The organism is Frankia sp. CcCS3, assembly GCF_977927575.1.
The window spans coordinates 1-15536 of the sequence record NZ_CDWRCL010000025.1 but is presented as its reverse complement, the minus strand read 5'-3'; the positions used below and the strand labels follow the sequence as shown (position 1 = coordinate 15536).

Sequence of the window (15536 nt, the reverse complement as noted above, 5' to 3'; positions counted from 1 at the left end):
GACGGGTCTCCGCTCGCGCCATGCAACACTTGCGACCCGGGACCGGTCCCAGGGGTCCGGCGTCCCGGTGGCGCGATGCCCGGTGTCCGTCCACCCGAGTGACCATGAGTGTGTGTTGAGGAGAGGTCCTGCACAGTGACCGAAAAGCCAGAGGTAGTCGTCATCGGAGCCGGACCGGCAGGTCTGACCGCCGGTTGGGAGCTGGTGAAACGGGACGTCCCCGTGACGATTATCGAGGGTGACTCGGTCGTCGGCGGAATCAGCCGTACGGCCCAGCGTGAAGGTTGGCGTTTCGACATCGGCGGCCACCGCTTCTTCACCAAGGTTCCCGAAGTCGAGAAGCTCTGGCACGAGATCCTGCCGGACGAGGACTTCCTGCTGCGCCCCCGATCGAGCCGCATCTACTACAACGGGAAGTTCTTCGACTACCCGCTCAAGGCCGGAAACGCGCTCGGCGGGCTCGGCCTGGTCGAGGCGGCGCGCTGCATGGCCTCCTACGCTGCGGCCCGGATCCGGCCGCCGCAGGACCAGAGCAACTACGAGAACTGGCTGGTGGCCCGTTTCGGCTGGCGGCTCTACCGCACCTTCTTCAAGACCTACACCGAGAAACTGTGGGGCGTTCCGATCAGCGAGATGCCCTCGGACTGGGCCGCGCAGCGCATCAAGAGCCTGTCCATGATGAACGCGATCGTGAACGCGGTCCTACCGAAGCGGAACCAGAAGGAGATCACCTCCCTCATCGAGGAGTTCCAGTACCCCAAGTACGGGCCCGGAATGATGTGGGAGACCGCCACCGACAAGATCACTAAACAGGGCGGCCGAGTGGTCTTCGAGGAGAAGGTCCGCAAGATCCACCACGCCGACGGCCGCGCGACCGGCGTCACCACGACCGTGACCGGCGGGTACGGCCCGGGGGCCGGTGCCCCGGAGTCCTCGCGCTCCGACCTCGGCAGCGAGTACCAGTACCAGGCCGACGAATTTATCTCGTCGATGTCGTTCTCCTCCCTCGTCCGGGTGATGGACCCGCCGGCACCGGCCCACGTGCTGGCGGCGGCGAACGCGCTGAAGTACCGCGACTTCCTCACCATCGCCCTCGTGGTGCCGGCCTCGGCCGGTTTTCCGGACAACTGGATCTACATCCACTCCCCCGCCGTCAAGGTCGGCCGGATCCAGAACTTCGCCTCCTGGTCGCCGTTCCTGGTCAAGGACGGGCGTACCTGCCTCGGCCTGGAGTACTTCGTCTTCGAGGGTGACGAGACCTGGAACGCCCCCGATGAGGAACTGGTCGCGCTCGGGACGAAAGAACTCGTCGAACTGGGTCTGATCAGGGCCCAGCAGGTGGAACAGGGTTTCGTCGTACGCATGCCGAAGGCATATCCATACTACGACATACACTACAAGAAGAACGTCGATATCATCCGCGCCTGGCTGGCCGAGAACACGCCGAACGTCCACCCGGTCGGCCGTAACGGCATGCACCGTTACAACAACCAGGACCACTCGATGCTCACCGCGATGCTCACGGTCCAGAACATCATCGACGGCACCAAGCACGATGTGTGGGAGGTCAACGTCGACGAGGATTACCACGAGGAGGTTTCGTCGCCGGCCCGGGGCGCCGCCCGGTCCTGACGGAGGATTCGCCCGGGGCACGGATTCATCCGGGACGGGTTTGTCCGGGACGGATTCATCCGGGGCACAGATTCGACGGGCGTCGCCACTCGAACGCCGTCACACGGGCGTCGCCGGAATGTCGGGCGCGTTTCACCGCCGGCGCCCGCTCCGCTTCCGGGGCCAGCCGGCATGACCGGGGACGGCCCCGGTATTACCGCGTACGGAGCGGATGGGTGACGGGACGGGCCGCGTCCCGTCACCCATCCGGGACATCATCGAGGCGTAGGGGCGCGCCACGCGAGACTGGTACCGGGTGCGGCCCTGCCCGGCCGGCCGGTCGTCTACCGGCCGGCCCGTCGCAGTCCGGTCAATGTGGACGGAAGGGACTGACCGTGACGGATGTCGCGGTCCGGCCGGCGGAGCAGCTCCCGGAGCCGGTCGACCAGGTCGGGAACGTATCCGGCCGTACGGGACGGATCTTCACCGCGGTAGTGGGGGTACTCCTCGCCGTCTCGGTGATCGTGCGGTTCACCGCCAGCCAGGCACTCTGGCTGGACGAGGCGCAGAGCGTCGCCATCGCCCGCCTGCCCCTGCGCGGGTCGGCCTTCACGATGTGGGACGGCCTGCTACAGGACGGCTCACCGCCGCTGTACTACCTGGTGCTCCACGGCTGGATCAAAGCGTTCGGCGAGGGCACCTTCGCGGTCCGGTCCCTGTCCGCGCTGATCAACATTGGTGCGGCGTGGCCGCTGTTCCTGCTCGCCCGCCGCGTGGTCGGCGAGCGGGCGGCGCGGGTCAGCGTCGTGCTGTACCTCACGTCGCCGTTCGCGTTGTACTTCGGGACCGAGACCCGGATGTACAGCCTCATCGTGCTGCTCACCGCGTTGGGTGGGCTGGCGTTGGAACGCGTCCTGCGGACACCGTCGATCAGATCGGCGATCGCCCTGGCGCTCTGCGCGGGAGGCCTGGCGCTGACCCATTACTGGTGCCTCTACCTGCTGCTCACGGTCGGAACGTGGCTGGTCCTGCTGCTGCTGGCCCGTCCGTGGTGGGTCAAGCGCCAGATCCGGCGCGGCGAGGGCGCGGGCGCGGCGGACCCAGCGGGTGTGCCGGGTAGCGCGGGTGTACCCGGGTACCGTTCCGCCCCGGCAAGCCCGGGAAGCCCGGGAAGTCCGGCAAGCCCGGCAAGCCGGGGCCGGGGCGCCCCCCACAGTCACCGGACGCCGACCCGTTTCCTCACCCCGCACCGGCGGGGGCCGGTCTTCGGGCTGCTCGGCATCGTCGGTGGCGGGCTGGTCTTCGCCCCGTGGCTGCCCGACTTCTTCGACCAGCTCACCCACACCGGCACCCCCTGGGGAGAGCCCGCCAGCTATGCCGCGATCTCCCACGCCTACGGCCAGTGGGCCGGCGGCCCGACGACCCTGGGTCGCCTATTGCTGTTCCTGGTCACCGGTCTCGCCGCCGCCGGCATCGCCGGCCGGCCCGCGGGTGGCCGGTTCATCCTTCTCGACCTGCGTGGTCTCGAACCGGGCCGGACCCTGTTCCTGCTGGCCACCGGCACGCTCGTCGTCGCGGTGACGGCGGGCAAGGTGGTCGGCAACGCCTGGGCCGACCGGTACACCGCCACCGCCTTCGTGCCGTTCCTGCTGGTCATCGGGCTCGGCGCGACGATCATCACCGATCGGCGGGTGTTCCACGGAGTGGTCGCCGTCGCGGCCCTGACCGGTCTGCTCGCCGGGACCTCCGACATCCACCGGGAGCGGAGCCAGGCCACCGAGGCCGCGCAGATCCTCGAGCGGATCGCCCGGCCCGGTGATGTGATGCTGGTCTGCCCGGACCAGCTCGGACCAGGCCTCGCCCGTACCGTGCCGAACTGGATGAAGGTGTACGTCGTGCCGACCTACGCACCGCCGGACCGGGTCGACTGGGCCGACTACGAGCAGCGCAACGAATCAGCCGACGGGGTCGCGATCGCCCGGCGCGCCCTCGCCGAGGCCGGTCCGGAGCACACCGTCTTCCTCGCCGGTTCCGGGTCGTACCGCACCTACGAGGAGCTGTGCACGGTGGTGCGCACCACCCTGCAGGAGGCCCGGCCACTCGCGGACGAGGTCATGAAGCAGGGTCTGCCGGCCAGGGTCTACGAGAACTACGCGCTGCTGCGGTTCCGGGCCTCTTGACCGCGACCGAGGCCCTTCCGGATGATCATCGGGTAGGTGGCGGCATGGGCGGCCGGCATGCGGCCACCCGCTGGGAGGACCGCTGGCAGCTGCGCGAGGTCGTGCTCGCCTGGCTCGCGGCCCGGCTGGCGGTCGGTGCGGCGCTGGCGCTGACCAGGTATATCGCCGACAATGCCCGCGGGCAGCAGGGCGCGCAGCTAAGCACCACCGACCTGCTCGGTTGGGACGCCGGGTGGTACCAGACGATTGCCGAGGTCGGGTACAGCGGCGCCGGGGCCGAGAGCCGCCGGTTTTTTCCCCTGCTGCCGCTGCTCGTGCGGGGGTTGTCGAAGCTGCCGGGGGCCGACGCCCACGTCGGTGTCGTGCTCCTGGTCGTGGTCAACGTGTGCGCGTTGGTCTTCGCGCTGCTGCTGGTGGGGCTCGCCCGGTTCGAGGGGTTCGCCCCGGAGGCGACCACCCGGCTCATCTGGCTCGCCGCGCTGGCTCCGCCCGCCTTCGTCCTGGTCATGGGGTACGCCGAGGGACTCGCCGGGCTGCTGGCCGTGGCGGTGTTCCTCGGTGCCCGCAGCGGGCGCTGGGAGCTGGCGGCCGTGGCCGGTCTGCTCGGCGGCCTGTGTCGCCCCCTCGGTCTGGTCCTCGCGGTGCCGGTACTTCTCGAGGCGGCCCGGGGGCTGCCCTGGCCGCTCGTCCGCCGGCTCGGCCCCAGCCCCAGCCCCAGCTCCAGCTCCAGCACGCCGACCACCACGCCTACGGCTGGAACACTCACCGCCCATGATGGGCTGCGTCGGCTGCTCGCCGTGCTCGCCCCGGTGGCCGGCGCCGGCATCTACCTGCTGTGGTCGGCGCACTCCTACGGTGACGGGCTGGCGCCGTTCACGCTGCAGCGCGACGCGGCACGTCACGGCAGCAGCTCGAACCCGCTGGCAGTGCTGTGGGACGCGGCTCGGGGCGCCTTTTCCGGCGAGCTGGGCACGGCGCTGCACGTGCCGTGGCTGCTCTTGGCGCTCGTCGGGCTGGTGGTCATGGCGCGCCGGCTGCCGGTGTCGTACCCGGTGTGGAGCGCCCTGGTCCTGGCGGCCGTGCTGACCGGCAGCAACCTGGACTCCGCCGAGCGGTACGTCTACGGGGCGTTCCCGTTCCTGCTGGTCGCCGCGCTCGTCACCGGCCGGCGGGAGATCTTCACGTTCACACTCGCCGCCACCACGGCCGCGATGACCCTCTACGCGACGCTGGCCTTCACCCTCTCCTACGTGCCCTGACCGCCGGCCGCGCGTCGGTGGGTACATGGCGCATGGGCCCGCATCATCTCGCGAGCGATTCCAGAAGCCCTTCCAGAAGATGGCGAAACGGTTAACGTAGAGGGGGACCGCACGATGATCGGTCGCCATCCCACGCCGCACCACGCCACGCGCAGCCGGTCATCCTCCGCTCGCAACCACGAGGTCAGGCCGCATTGGATGGAGTAGAGCTGGAGTACCAGCGGCTGTACCTGCCGCCGGGTACGGACTGCCGGGCAGCCGTCCAGATCCTCACGATGCACGCCGAGTTCGGCCACTGGGAGCTCGAACGCCTGCGGCTGTTCCCGGATGGCTCCCGGCGGGTGGTGCTGCGCCGCCGTCGGCGCCCCGGCGGCCTGCCCGGTTATCTGCCCACCTGACAGCCGCCCACCTGGCAACGGACCTGGGAGGGCGTGCGCACCTCGACCACGTCCGGAGCGATCCCCCGGGTCTGCAGATGCCGTCCCGACAATGCCCATCCGGCCGGCACCTCGACTCCGGTGGCGTCGGCTCCCGCGTCGCCGGTATCCGCCTGCCGGGGCCGCCCCACCGTCCAGACGTCGGCCCGGAACCAGTGATCGCACCAATGGGCGCTGTCGTCGGCCCGCAGCTGCACGAACCGGCGACGCAGAACCTGCCGGGCGACCTCCAGCGCGGACAACACGCTGACCTCGATGCCCCCGGACGGCTCGGCCCGATCGGCGATCCACACACTGCCGTCCCGGCTGGCTTGCACGAGATAGGCGTAGGTAGCCGGGGGGTGGTCCGCGTCTGCGCCCACCGGAACTCCGACGCCCACCGGAGCTCCGACGCCGATGCTGGACAGCGGATCGCCAGCCATACCCCCATCATGTCATGCATTAACGATGACGCATACGCGGATGGTGCTCCGCGCGCGGACGGTGGCATCTCGTCAAGCCGTACCGGCAGGTTCGGGTCAGGAGGTCCGGGTCAGGATGCGTGCAGGAAGCGGTCGAGGACGCGGACGCCGAAGCGCAGCGAGTCGAGCGGCACCCGTTCGTCCACCCCGTGGAACATGCCGGAGAAGTCCAGGTCGGGCGGCAGCAGCAACGGGGAGAACCCGAAGCAGCGGATGCCGAGCCGGGAGAAGGACTTCGCGTCCGTACCGCCGGAGAGCATGTAGGGCACGGCCCGGGCGATCGGGTCCTCGGCGCGCAGCGACGTGGCCATCGCCTCCACCAGCGCGCCGTCGAAGCTGGTCTCCAACGCCTGGTCGTGGACGACCCATTCGCGACGGATGTCCGGCCCGAGGATCTCGTCGAGCTGGCGGATGAACTCCTCCTCCTGACCGGGCAGATAGCGACCATCGACGTAGGCGGTGGCCTCGCCCGGGATCACGTTGACCTTATGACCGGCCTCGAGCTGGGTCGGGTTGGCGGTGTTACGCAGCGTAGCGCCGATCATCCGGGCGATCGGGCCGAGCTTCGCGACGGTCGCCTCCAGGTCGTCCAGGTCGAACTCGATGCCGAGCGCCTCCCCGAGGGAGTTCAGGAACACCCGGACCGTCGGGGTCATGACCAGCGGGAAGGTGTGCCGGCCGAGCCTCGCCACCGCCTCGCACAGCGCCGTCACCGCGTTGTCATCGCTGATCATCGAACCGTGGCCGGCCCGGCCGGCCGCGGTCAGCTTCATCCAGGCGATGCCCTTCTCCGCCGTCTCGATGAGGTAAAGGCGCAGGTCGTCGGAGACGGTGTAGGAGAACCCGCCGACCTCGCTGATCGCCTCAGAGCAGTCGGCGAACAGGTCGGGATGGTTCTCGACGAGCCAGCGCGCCCCGAGGGCACCGCCGGCCTCCTCGTCCGCGACGAAGGCGACGACGAGGTCCCGGGGTGGCCTGCGGCCGGTGCGGACGATGTCGCGGATGACCGCGAGGGTCATCGCGTCCATGTCCTTCATGTCCACCGCGCCCCGGCCCCACAGGCAGCCGTCGGCCTCCTCGCCAGCGAATGGCGGCAGGCGCCACTCGCTGGCATCCGCCGGCACCACGTCGAGATGACCGTGGACGAGCAACGGCGCACGCGAGGGATCCGCCCCCTCCACCCGGGTCACCACGCTGGTGCGGCCCGGGGCCGACTCCAGCAGGGTCGGCTCGAGGCCCACCTCCGCGAGCTTCGCCGCGACGTACTCCGCGATCGGACGCTCGTTGCCGTCGCCGTTGCCACGGTTAACCGACTCGAAGCGGAGCATCTCCCGACAGAGCTCGACCACCTCGCCCTCCGCCGACGGGGCGGTCACCGGCAGGCGCAGGCCACCGGTGCAGTCGGGGGGGGTCGTGGACGCACTCGCCATGCCGCCTAGTCTGCCCCGTCGGGGGTACAGCCGCCGGATTCGGGCCGTACCGTGAAGCAGAGTCGTAACCAGCCTGCAGCATTGCGCGTCCCGCTGCAGCATTGCGCCGTCCCGCGGGACGACCGGCATAGCGCGGGCATAGCATGGCACCCGTGCCAACGCCGCACCTGCAGGGCGAGAAAGCGACGCTGTACGGCAGAGCGCTGGACGCCGGGTCGGCTGACCCCATCCTGCACGACACCATGGCTCTGGACGCCGTCAAAAAGATCGACTTTGACTTCACCAGAACCGGTCTGCGCCGCAGCGAACACGCCCTCGTCGCGCTCAGGGCCAGGCACTTCGACGAGTGGACCCGCGAGTTCCTCACCACGCATCCGAAAGCCACCGTGCTGCACCTGGGCTGCGGCCTGGACGCCCGCGCCTACCGCCTCGACCCCGGCCCCGGCGTGCGCTGGTTCGACGTGGACTACCCCGATGTGATGGATCTACGCCGGCAGCTGTACCCACCGCGTCAGGGTTACACGCTGCTCGGCTCGTCCGTGACCGACCCGTCCTGGCTGGCGCAGATACCGAGTGATCTTCCCGTGCTGATGGTCGCCGAAGGCCTGACCATGTACCTCCGCGAGGACGAAGGCACGGCAGTCCTCCGCCGGATCGTCCAACACTCCCCCGGCGGCCAGTTGGTCTTCGACGCCCTCAGCAGACGCGGTATCCGGATGCAGCGGTTCAACAAGGCGATCCAGGCCGCCGGGGCGACCGTCTCCTGGGGCATCGACAGCTGCGCGGAACTTGAGGCGATCGACCCCCGCCTGCGGTGCGTGACCACCATGAGCGCTTTCGACCTTGACCGGTCCGGGACGCTGCCGGCGGGCTATCGTGTGATGGCCGCGGTGGCGACGCTGGCCCCCGCCCTGCGACGGATGGCGGCCTTCTACCGGCTGGACTTCTGACGGACGTCTCCGCCCTGGTCGGCGGCCCGGTCTTCAGATTGACGAGAAGCCGCTATCACCTTTCCTCCTCGCCCTCCTTGCCTTTCCAGAGCCTTTCGTGTCCGATTTATCCCTCTGGAAAGACAAGAGCAAGAGCAAGTCAGAACAGGTCAGACGGCAGGACGGCGGCGGAGCAGGTAGGTATCCATGATCCAGCCTTTACGCTCGCGGGCCTCGGCGCGGGTCCGCTCGATCAGTCCGCCGACCTCGGCGACCGGACCGTGCAGCAGGACCTCGTCCGGGGTGCCGAGGTAGGCGCCCCAGTAGATGTCGACGTCGTCGGCAGGCAGGGCCAGGAAGGTATTCTCGGCATCGAGCATGACGACGACGTCGTCGACCCCCGGCGGGAATCCGGCGGCGAGCCGGCGACCGGTCGTGATCTCGACCGGGCCGCCGATCCGGTTCAGGATCAGCCGGTGGCTGGCGGCGAGCGCCTGCACGCTGGTGATCCCCGGGATCACCTCGTAGTCGAACCGCACCACGCCCCGCGCCACGATCCGGTCGATGATGCGCAGCGTGCTGTCATACAGCGACGGATCACCCCAGACCAGGAACGCCCCGCAGCCGTCCTCGCCCAGCTCGTCGAGCATCATCCGCTCGTACAGCGCGGCCCGGCGGGAATGCCAGTCCTCGACGGCGGCAGTGTAGTCCGTCGGGGACCGGTCGCGGCTCGGGTCACGGGCCTCGACGATCCGGTAGCCGTTCCCCTCGACGTGCCGGTCGAGGATCTCCCGCCGCAGCCGGACCAGGTCCTCCTTCGCCGCCCCCTTGTCCAGGACGAAGAAGACGTCGGCCCGGTTCAGCGCCTTGACGGCCTGGATCGTCAGCTGGTCGGGGTCGCCGGCACCGATGCCAATGACGAGGATCGTGCGCATCTCAGCGCGGATCGGACCCGGCCGTGCTCACCGAATCCGGGCCCGCCGTAGCTGCCGGGCCCGCCGAATCCGGTCCCGCCGTAGCTGCCGGGCCCGGGGCGGCGCCCACCCCTGGGACGATCTTGCCGGGGTTGAGGTTGCGGCCCGGGTCGATGCCGTCGAACAGCGCCGTGAGCAGGCGCACGCCGGCTGGTGAGATGTCGTCGGCGAGCCAGCGCGCATGCTCGACACCGACCGCGTGGTGGTGGGACAGGGTGCCGGCATGCTCGATGAAGCCCTGCTGGATCGCGGACTTCACCGTGTCGTACCCGCCGATCGCCTCCAGCGTCACCGGGGAGGCGTAGGCGAACGTGAAGTACAGGCAGGCCCCGGAGTGGTACGAGTGCGACAGGTGGCACATGATCCAACCGGTCACGCCGATCTCGGCGAACGCCTTGTTCGCCCGTGCGACCACCCCCCGGTACAGCGGGCCGAGCTGCGACCAGGACGTCGACGTCTCCGACACGTCGGCCATCGCGCCCTGGCCGAGCAGGAAGTCCCGGATGTACGGGGTGTCGAACTTCTTCTGGTCGTAGAGCTGCCCCGGGCCGGTGCCGACACAGATCCCGCCCCGGCGCGCGACGATCGCCCCGACCAGCTTGCGCTGGGCCTTGACGTGCGCGGGTGAACCCTCGAAGCCAATGAACGACAGGCACATCTGATCGAGGTCGTACCTGCGGACCCGGCGCAGGTACTGCTTCATACCGGCCGAGACGAGACTCGAGGCCAGGGAGCCGCGCTTGCGGGTGGCGAAGGAGAACCGCGTCTCGTTGGCGTCGGAGACCCGGGTAACCGTCGGCGCGGCCTCGCTCGCGGCGATCTCCCGCATGGCCAGCAGTGCCGCGTCCCAGGTCGGGAAGAAGTAGCCGAGGATCACGCGCTGCTCGGGCACCCGGTGCACCTGCACGGTGGCCTCGGTGATGATCCCGAGCCGCCCCTCGCTGCCGAGGATCATCTCCCGCACGCTCGGGCCGGTCGACTGGCTGGGCACGGGCCGGGTGACGAGTACCCCGGCAGGGGTCACCACCCGCACCGCCCTGGTGATCTCCGCGATATCGCCGTACTTGTCGGACTGCATGCCCGACGAGCGGGTGGCGATCCAGCCGCCGAGGGTGGAGTGGGCGAAGCTGTCCGGGAAGTGGCCGAGCGTCCAGCCCTGCGCGGCCAGCTGCTCCTCCAGGTCCGGGCCGAGGGCGCCGGCCTGGATGCGGGCGAGGCGGGCGTCGGCGTCGATCTCCAGCACCCGGTCGAGCCGGCCGAGGTCGACGGAGATCACCGGGTGGGTCTCAGCGCGCGGCGCCTCGAGACTGCCGGAGATGTTGGTGCCGCCGCCGAACGGGATGACGACCGCGTCCGAGGCCAGCGCCGCGGCCAGCACCGCCCGGACCGCCCCCTCGTCTCCCGGGTAGACGACGACGTCGGGCAGCCGGCCGAGGTCGTGGTTACGAACCCGGACGAGGTCTCGCAGGCTCTTGCCGTAGGCGTGCACGACCCGCGCCTGTGCGTCGGTGGTGACGTGCTCCGCACCGGCGGCGTCGACGAGCGCGGCGCGCAGCGACTCCGGCAGCACGGGGTCCGCGATCGTCAGGTCCGCGAAGGCCGGTGGCTGGGCTGGCGGGTGGGTGATGTCGAGCCCGATGTGCGTGCGGATGAACGGCGCGAGGTCGGGCTTGTCACTGTGGCTGAAGGAGACACTCTCCTTGCCCCAGCCCCACCACTTCATGTGCGTGACCAACGATGGCTCCTCGACAGGGACGGGACGGAGGACGACGACTCCAGGGAAGGGCTAAGGGGGAGGGCGGCGGACCGCTCAGGTGCCGGCGAGGCGTTCGACGACCGGCGCCATGGCGGTCAACGCGTCCAGGGAGACCCCGATCGTGCTGAGGCCGAAGCGCTCGCGGCGCTCGACGAGGTCGTCGACGATCTCGTCGACCGACCCGCACAGCGCGTGCGGGGTCGCGAGCGCCTGTTCGGAGGTGAGCCCGAACCCGGCGGCCAGCTGCTCGGCAACCTGGGTGCGGTTGTCGGTGACGACGACGAGGTGGATACGGACCTGAAGGGTGAGATCGTCCCAACGGGCGCCGGCGGCCTCCCGGATCCAGCGGACCTTCTCCTCGGTCGCCGCCGTCGTCGCGTTGGCGCCGAGCGAGGCATCGATCACTCCGCCGACCATGTTCATGTTCAGCCCGATGATGTCGGCCTCGCGGGCGGCGAGGGTCAGCAGCCGGCGCCCGCCACCACCGATCACGATCGGCGGGTGGGGCCGCTGCACCGGCTTCGGCGTCCCGTTCAGGCCGGCGACCTGGTAGTGGGTGCCGCTGTAGGTGAACGGCCCGTCGGCGAACATCCCCTTGATGACAGCGAGGGACTCGGCAAGCCGGCCGATGCGCACCCCCGGCGGGTCGAGCGGCAGACCGGCTCGGGAGTAGTCGGAGGTCATCCAGCCGGCTCCGAGGCCGAGTTCGAACCGTCCGCCGGACAGCGCGTCGAGGGTCGCTGCCTCTTTGGCCAGCACCACCGGATGGCGGTAGTCGTTGCTGAACACCATCGCGCCGATCCGCAGCGTCGTCGTCGCGTCGGCCGCGGCCATCAGCGCCGCGATCGGCGCGACCTGCTCGTCGAGATGGTCGGAGACGGTCAACGTCGCGTAGCCGAGATCCTCGACCCGGCGGGCGAGGTCGGCCCATGACCGGGCGCTCACCTCGGCGGGGGAGGAACACTGGATGTTGAACCGGAACGGCCGTTTGTACGGCCCGCCGGAGACCTCGGTCACCGCAGCCACTCCTCACTCACCGGGGCATCTCCAGGATGGGACACCTCGAGGACGGGACACCTCGAGGACGGGCACTCGCCGGTGACATCCTCGAGGACGAGGCGGGTACCAAGATAGCCCGTCGGGCGACCGGCGACCGCCGTTGACCGTCCCCGGCGCGACCCGGCCGGTGCCTGACCATCACCCGGCCCGGCCCGACCGATACCTGGCCGTCACCGGCCCGACCCGACCGGCGCCTGACCATCACCGGCCCGGCCCGACCGGCGCCGCGACCGCAGGTACTCGCCGGCCGCCCGTGCCTGCTCCGGGGTCGGCGACGGCTCGCGCAGCGCCTGGACGGCGGCACGGCGCGCCTCCCCGGTCAGCCGGTCGACGTAGAGGATCCCGTCGAGATGGTCGACCTCGTGCTGGAAGCAGCGCGCAAGCAGGCCCTCACCGGCGTACTCGACCGGCTGCCCCGTAACGTCCACCCCACGGACCCGCGCGGCCAGCGCCCGCGTGGTCGGGAAGTGCAGCCCCGGGACGGACAGGCATCCCTCCGGGCCGTGCTGCTGGGTCCCGCCGGGCTGCCGGGCCTCCCCAGGCTGCCCCGGGTCCGGGCCGAGTTCCAGCACCGGGTTCACCACCACCCGTGGCACCCGTGGCACCGACTCGTCACGCGGGTCGTAGTCGACGTCGAAGACGAACAGGCGCAGCCCGACCCCGATCTGCGGGGCGGCGAGCCCCACCCCGGGCGCGTCGTACATGGTGTCGATCATGTCGGTGACCAGCCGACCGAGTGCAGTGCCGAACTCCGTGACCAGCGTGGTCGGAGTGCGCAGAACGGGATCACCAACAGTGCGGATCGGGAGCACGGTCATGCGGGATACTGTGCCACGTGAATCGTGAAGGACACCTGGATCGTGAAGGACAGTCGGACGGATCGTGACGGCCGGCGTGGCGATCCGTCCGCCGCCGGGATCGCCGCGTTGCGCGCCCGCGGGGAGCGGGTCACCCCAGCCCGCCGGGCGGTGCTCCAGGTGCTCGCCGACACGAGCGAGCACCTGTCCGTCGACGACGTCTTCGCCCGGGCGGAGACGATCGTCCCGGGCCTGCACCGCACCACCGTCTATCGCGCGGTGGAGACCCTCGGCGACCTCGGCCTGGTCACCCACGTCCACCCCGACCACGGGCCGGCCGTCTACCATCTGGCGGCGGCCCTCACCGGCGGCGCCCACCTGCACGTCCGGTGCCGCTCCTGCGGCACGATCCTCGACGTGCCCGCGGACCTGCTCGACGACGTCGCGCGCCGGCTCGCCACCACCGTCGGGTTCACCCTGCAGCCCGACCACGCCGCCCTTGCCGGCCGGTGCCGCGCCTGTTCGGCGAGGGCCCCGTCCGTAGACGGGGACCTCGCACCGGCGTAATCTCGCAGGTACCGACTATCGCGAGGAGGCCGCGGGGATGCCGCCGGAGCAGGGCCCGGTCGTGCTGGGCATCGAGACGTCCTGCGACGAGACCGGGGTGGGGCTCGTCCGGAACGGCACGCTGCTGGGCGAGGCCCTGTCGACGAGCATGGACCAGCACGCCCGCTACGGCGGAGTGGTCCCCGAGATCGCCGCCCGGGCCCACGTGCAGGCGCTGGTGCCCTGCGTGCGCGCGGCGCTGTCTTCGGCGGGGCTGTCCGCGGTGGACATCGGCGCCGTCGCAGTCACCGCCGGCCCCGGCCTCGCCACCGCCCTGCACGTCGGGGTGGCCGCGGCGAAGGCGTACGCCACGGCGCTCGACGTTCCCCTCTACGGCGTGCACCATCTCGCCGGTCACCTCGCCGCGGACCTCGTCGACGGCGAACCGCTGCCCGATCCCCTCATCGCCCTGATCGTCTCCGGCGGGCACACGTCGCTACTGCGGGTGGGGGACCTCGCCCGCGACCCGATCATCCACCTCGGCGACACGCTTGACGACGCGGCCGGAGAGTGCTTCGACAAGGTCGCCCGGGTGCTCGGCCTGCCCTATCCGGGCGGTCCCGCGGTCGACCGGGCCGCGGTCGGCCACGATGCGACGGCGCTGGCCTTCCCCCGGCCGCTGACCGGCCGGGCGGACGCGCCCTACACCTTCTCGTTCTCGGGACTGAAGACCGCCGTCGCCCGGTGGGTCGAGTCGCATCCCGACTCCCCCATACCGGCCGGCGATGTGATCGCTTCCTTCCAGGAGGCGGTCGTCGACGTGCTCACCGCCAAGGCGGTCCGTGCCTGCCTCGACCACGGGATCGGTGACCTGCTCATCGTCGGCGGGGTCGCGGCGAACAGCCGACTGCGGGCGCTGGCGGCCAGCCGCTGCGAGCAGACCGGCCTGCGGCTGCGGATACCGGCCCGTCGGCGGTGCACGGACAACGGCGTGATGATCGCGGCGTTGGGTGACCTGCTCGTCCGCGCCGGCGCCGAGCCCTCCCCCGCCGAGCTCACCGCCAGGCCGGGCGCGTTCCTCGAACGGGCCCAGCTCGGCGTCGCGCTGCCGGCCCTGCATGCCGCGTGAGCACCGACGGGCCCCTCGAACGGGAGAAGCGCGACGATGCACCTCGGGCATGAGGAGTTCCAGAGAAGCGGCGGGCGGGCCGTCGCGGGACCAGCCGGTGCGGAGCCAGCCGGTGCGGGGCGGGCGCCGCGGATCGGGGTCGGCGGCCCGGTGGGCAGCGGTAAGACGGCCCTGGTCGCCGCGCTGTGCCGGTCCCTGTCGTCGAGCCTACGCATCGGGGTGGTGACGAACGACATCTACACCACCGAGGACGCCGACTTCCTGCGCCGGGCCGGCGTGCTCGATCCCGAACGGATCCGCGCGGTCGAGACCGGCTGCTGCCCGCACACCGCGATTCGCGACGACATCACCGCGAACCTGGACATGGTCGAGGACCTGGAGGCCGACACCGGCCCCCTGGACCTGGTCCTCGTCGAGTCCGGTGGCGACAATCTCACCGCGACGTTCAGCTACGGGCTGGTCGACCGGCAGATCTTCGTCGTCGACGTCGCCGGGGGCGACAAGGTGCCCCGCAAGGGCGAGCCGGGGGTGACCGGCAGCGACCTGCTGGTCACCAACAAGACCGATCTGGCTCCCCTGGTGGGCGCCGACCTCGACGTCATGGCCCGGGACGCGGCCGCGGCCCGCGGTGCCCGTCCGGTGGTGTTCACCTCGCTCACCGCCGACCCCACGGCCGCGGACGTGACCTCCTGGGTACGGGCCCAGCTCGCCGAACTGTCCCCGCGCGGCGGTTCCTACAATGCGTCCAATACGTCGCAACCTTAAAGAGGACGTGAGAGCGTCGTGGCGGTGGGGGGTTTCATGGCGGTGGGGGGTTCCAGGGGACCGGTGCCGGGCGACGGAGGTCCGCCCCTGGTGGGATACACCCTGCGCTACCTGCATGGATCTGTCGCTGATCTTGTGATCGAACTGGCCCTCTCATGATCGTCTATTGGTATCGCGCTGTGATGATCGGCCTGGTGTGACCT

The 15536-nt window shown here is 70.6% G+C and carries 14 protein-coding genes; 8 read left to right on the top strand and 6 right to left on the bottom strand.

Annotated elements, in window-relative coordinates; genetic code table 11:
* The first annotated feature begins 135 nt into the window (after positions 1-135).
* From AC08OQ_RS04370 to AC08OQ_RS04355, 4 genes are all read left to right on the top strand, one after another.
* Complete coding sequence (locus AC08OQ_RS04370) at positions 136-1632, top strand: NAD(P)/FAD-dependent oxidoreductase (RefSeq protein ID WP_476599732.1); 1497 nt, start codon at positions 136-138, stop codon at positions 1630-1632.
* Between the two features lie 374 nt (positions 1633-2006).
* Positions 2007-3791 (top strand): glycosyltransferase family 39 protein, encoded by a 1785-nt coding sequence (locus AC08OQ_RS04365; protein WP_476599730.1) that lies wholly within the window; start codon positions 2007-2009, stop codon positions 3789-3791.
* A gap of 44 nt (positions 3792-3835) precedes the next feature.
* Positions 3836-5050, top strand: a complete 1215-nt coding sequence (locus AC08OQ_RS04360; RefSeq protein WP_476604577.1) for a hypothetical protein — start codon at positions 3836-3838, stop codon at positions 5048-5050.
* 194 nt (positions 5051-5244) lie between these two features.
* Complete coding sequence (locus AC08OQ_RS04355; protein WP_476595004.1) at positions 5245-5448, top strand: DUF5703 family protein; 204 nt, start codon at positions 5245-5247, stop codon at positions 5446-5448.
* On the opposite strand, the gene AC08OQ_RS04350 is transcribed toward AC08OQ_RS04355, so the two are convergent.
* Entirely contained in the window at positions 5433-5909 is a 477-nt protein-coding gene (locus AC08OQ_RS04350; RefSeq protein ID WP_476599728.1) for a hypothetical protein, read from the bottom strand. The two genes, AC08OQ_RS04355 and AC08OQ_RS04350, sit on opposite strands and share 16 nt — an antisense overlap.
* A gap of 110 nt (positions 5910-6019) precedes the next feature.
* The gene (locus AC08OQ_RS04345) at positions 6020-7378 is read right to left on the bottom strand and encodes a M20/M25/M40 family metallo-hydrolase (protein WP_476599726.1); all 1359 of its coding nucleotides are present in this window, start codon (positions 7376-7378) and stop codon (positions 6020-6022) included.
* A gap of 152 nt (positions 7379-7530) precedes the next feature.
* On the opposite strand from AC08OQ_RS04345, the gene AC08OQ_RS04340 reads away from it, so the two are divergent.
* Positions 7531-8328 (top strand): class I SAM-dependent methyltransferase, encoded by a 798-nt coding sequence (locus AC08OQ_RS04340; RefSeq protein ID WP_476611911.1) that lies wholly within the window; start codon positions 7531-7533, stop codon positions 8326-8328.
* 149 nt (positions 8329-8477) lie between these two features.
* Here AC08OQ_RS04340 and cobF read toward each other — a convergent pair whose 3' ends face one another.
* The 4 genes from cobF to def form a co-directional block, all read right to left on the bottom strand.
* A complete protein-coding gene (gene cobF, locus AC08OQ_RS04335) occupies positions 8478-9242 on the bottom strand; it encodes a precorrin-6A synthase (deacetylating) (protein ID WP_462187272.1) in 765 nt (254 codons plus the stop codon).
* A 1-nt stretch (position 9243) separates the two neighbouring features.
* The gene (locus tag AC08OQ_RS04330; RefSeq protein WP_476599723.1) at positions 9244-11016 is read right to left on the bottom strand and encodes an FAD-binding oxidoreductase; all 1773 of its coding nucleotides are present in this window, start codon (positions 11014-11016) and stop codon (positions 9244-9246) included.
* Positions 11017-11091: 75 nt separating this feature from the next.
* Positions 11092-12054, bottom strand: a complete 963-nt coding sequence (locus AC08OQ_RS04325) for an LLM class F420-dependent oxidoreductase (protein WP_462203403.1) — start codon at positions 12052-12054, stop codon at positions 11092-11094.
* A gap of 212 nt (positions 12055-12266) precedes the next feature.
* Positions 12267-12914 (bottom strand): peptide deformylase, encoded by a 648-nt coding sequence (gene def, locus AC08OQ_RS04320; RefSeq protein ID WP_476599721.1) that lies wholly within the window; start codon positions 12912-12914, stop codon positions 12267-12269.
* 42 nt (positions 12915-12956) lie between these two features.
* On the opposite strand from def, the gene AC08OQ_RS04315 reads away from it, so the two are divergent.
* From AC08OQ_RS04315 to ureG, 3 genes are read left to right on the top strand one after another with little or no spacing between them, the layout of a single operon-like run.
* Positions 12957-13460 (top strand): Fur family transcriptional regulator, encoded by a 504-nt coding sequence (locus tag AC08OQ_RS04315; protein WP_462187277.1) that lies wholly within the window; start codon positions 12957-12959, stop codon positions 13458-13460.
* A 37-nt stretch (positions 13461-13497) separates the two neighbouring features.
* On the top strand, positions 13498-14568 hold the full coding sequence (tsaD, locus tag AC08OQ_RS04310; protein WP_476599719.1) for a tRNA (adenosine(37)-N6)-threonylcarbamoyltransferase complex transferase subunit TsaD: 1071 nt from the start codon (positions 13498-13500) through the stop codon (positions 14566-14568).
* A gap of 36 nt (positions 14569-14604) precedes the next feature.
* Positions 14605-15333 carry an urease accessory protein UreG gene (gene ureG / locus AC08OQ_RS04305; RefSeq protein ID WP_476599717.1) on the top strand — a complete coding sequence of 243 codons (729 nt, stop codon included), beginning with the start codon at positions 14605-14607 and terminating at the stop codon, positions 15331-15333.
* Positions 15334-15536: the final 203 nt, after the last annotated feature.

What these genes read in the sequence shown, in the direction of transcription:
- ureG (WP_476599717.1), top strand. Translation starts at nt 14,605, where the DNA reads ATGCACCTCGGGCATGAGGAGTTCCAGAGAAGCGGCGGGCGGGCCGTC.
- AC08OQ_RS04360 (WP_476604577.1), top strand. Translation starts at nt 3,836, where the DNA reads ATGGGCGGCCGGCATGCGGCCACCCGCTGGGAGGACCGCTGGCAGCTG.
- cobF (WP_462187272.1), bottom strand. Translation starts at nt 9,242, where the DNA reads ATGCGCACGATCCTCGTCATTGGCATCGGTGCCGGCGACCCCGACCAG.
- AC08OQ_RS04345 (WP_476599726.1), bottom strand. Translation starts at nt 7,378, where the DNA reads ATGGCGAGTGCGTCCACGACCCCCCCCGACTGCACCGGTGGCCTGCGC.
- AC08OQ_RS04350 (WP_476599728.1), bottom strand. Translation starts at nt 5,909, where the DNA reads ATGGCTGGCGATCCGCTGTCCAGCATCGGCGTCGGAGCTCCGGTGGGC.
- tsaD (WP_476599719.1), top strand. Translation starts at nt 13,498, where the DNA reads ATGCCGCCGGAGCAGGGCCCGGTCGTGCTGGGCATCGAGACGTCCTGC.
- def (WP_476599721.1), bottom strand. Translation starts at nt 12,914, where the DNA reads ATGACCGTGCTCCCGATCCGCACTGTTGGTGATCCCGTTCTGCGCACT.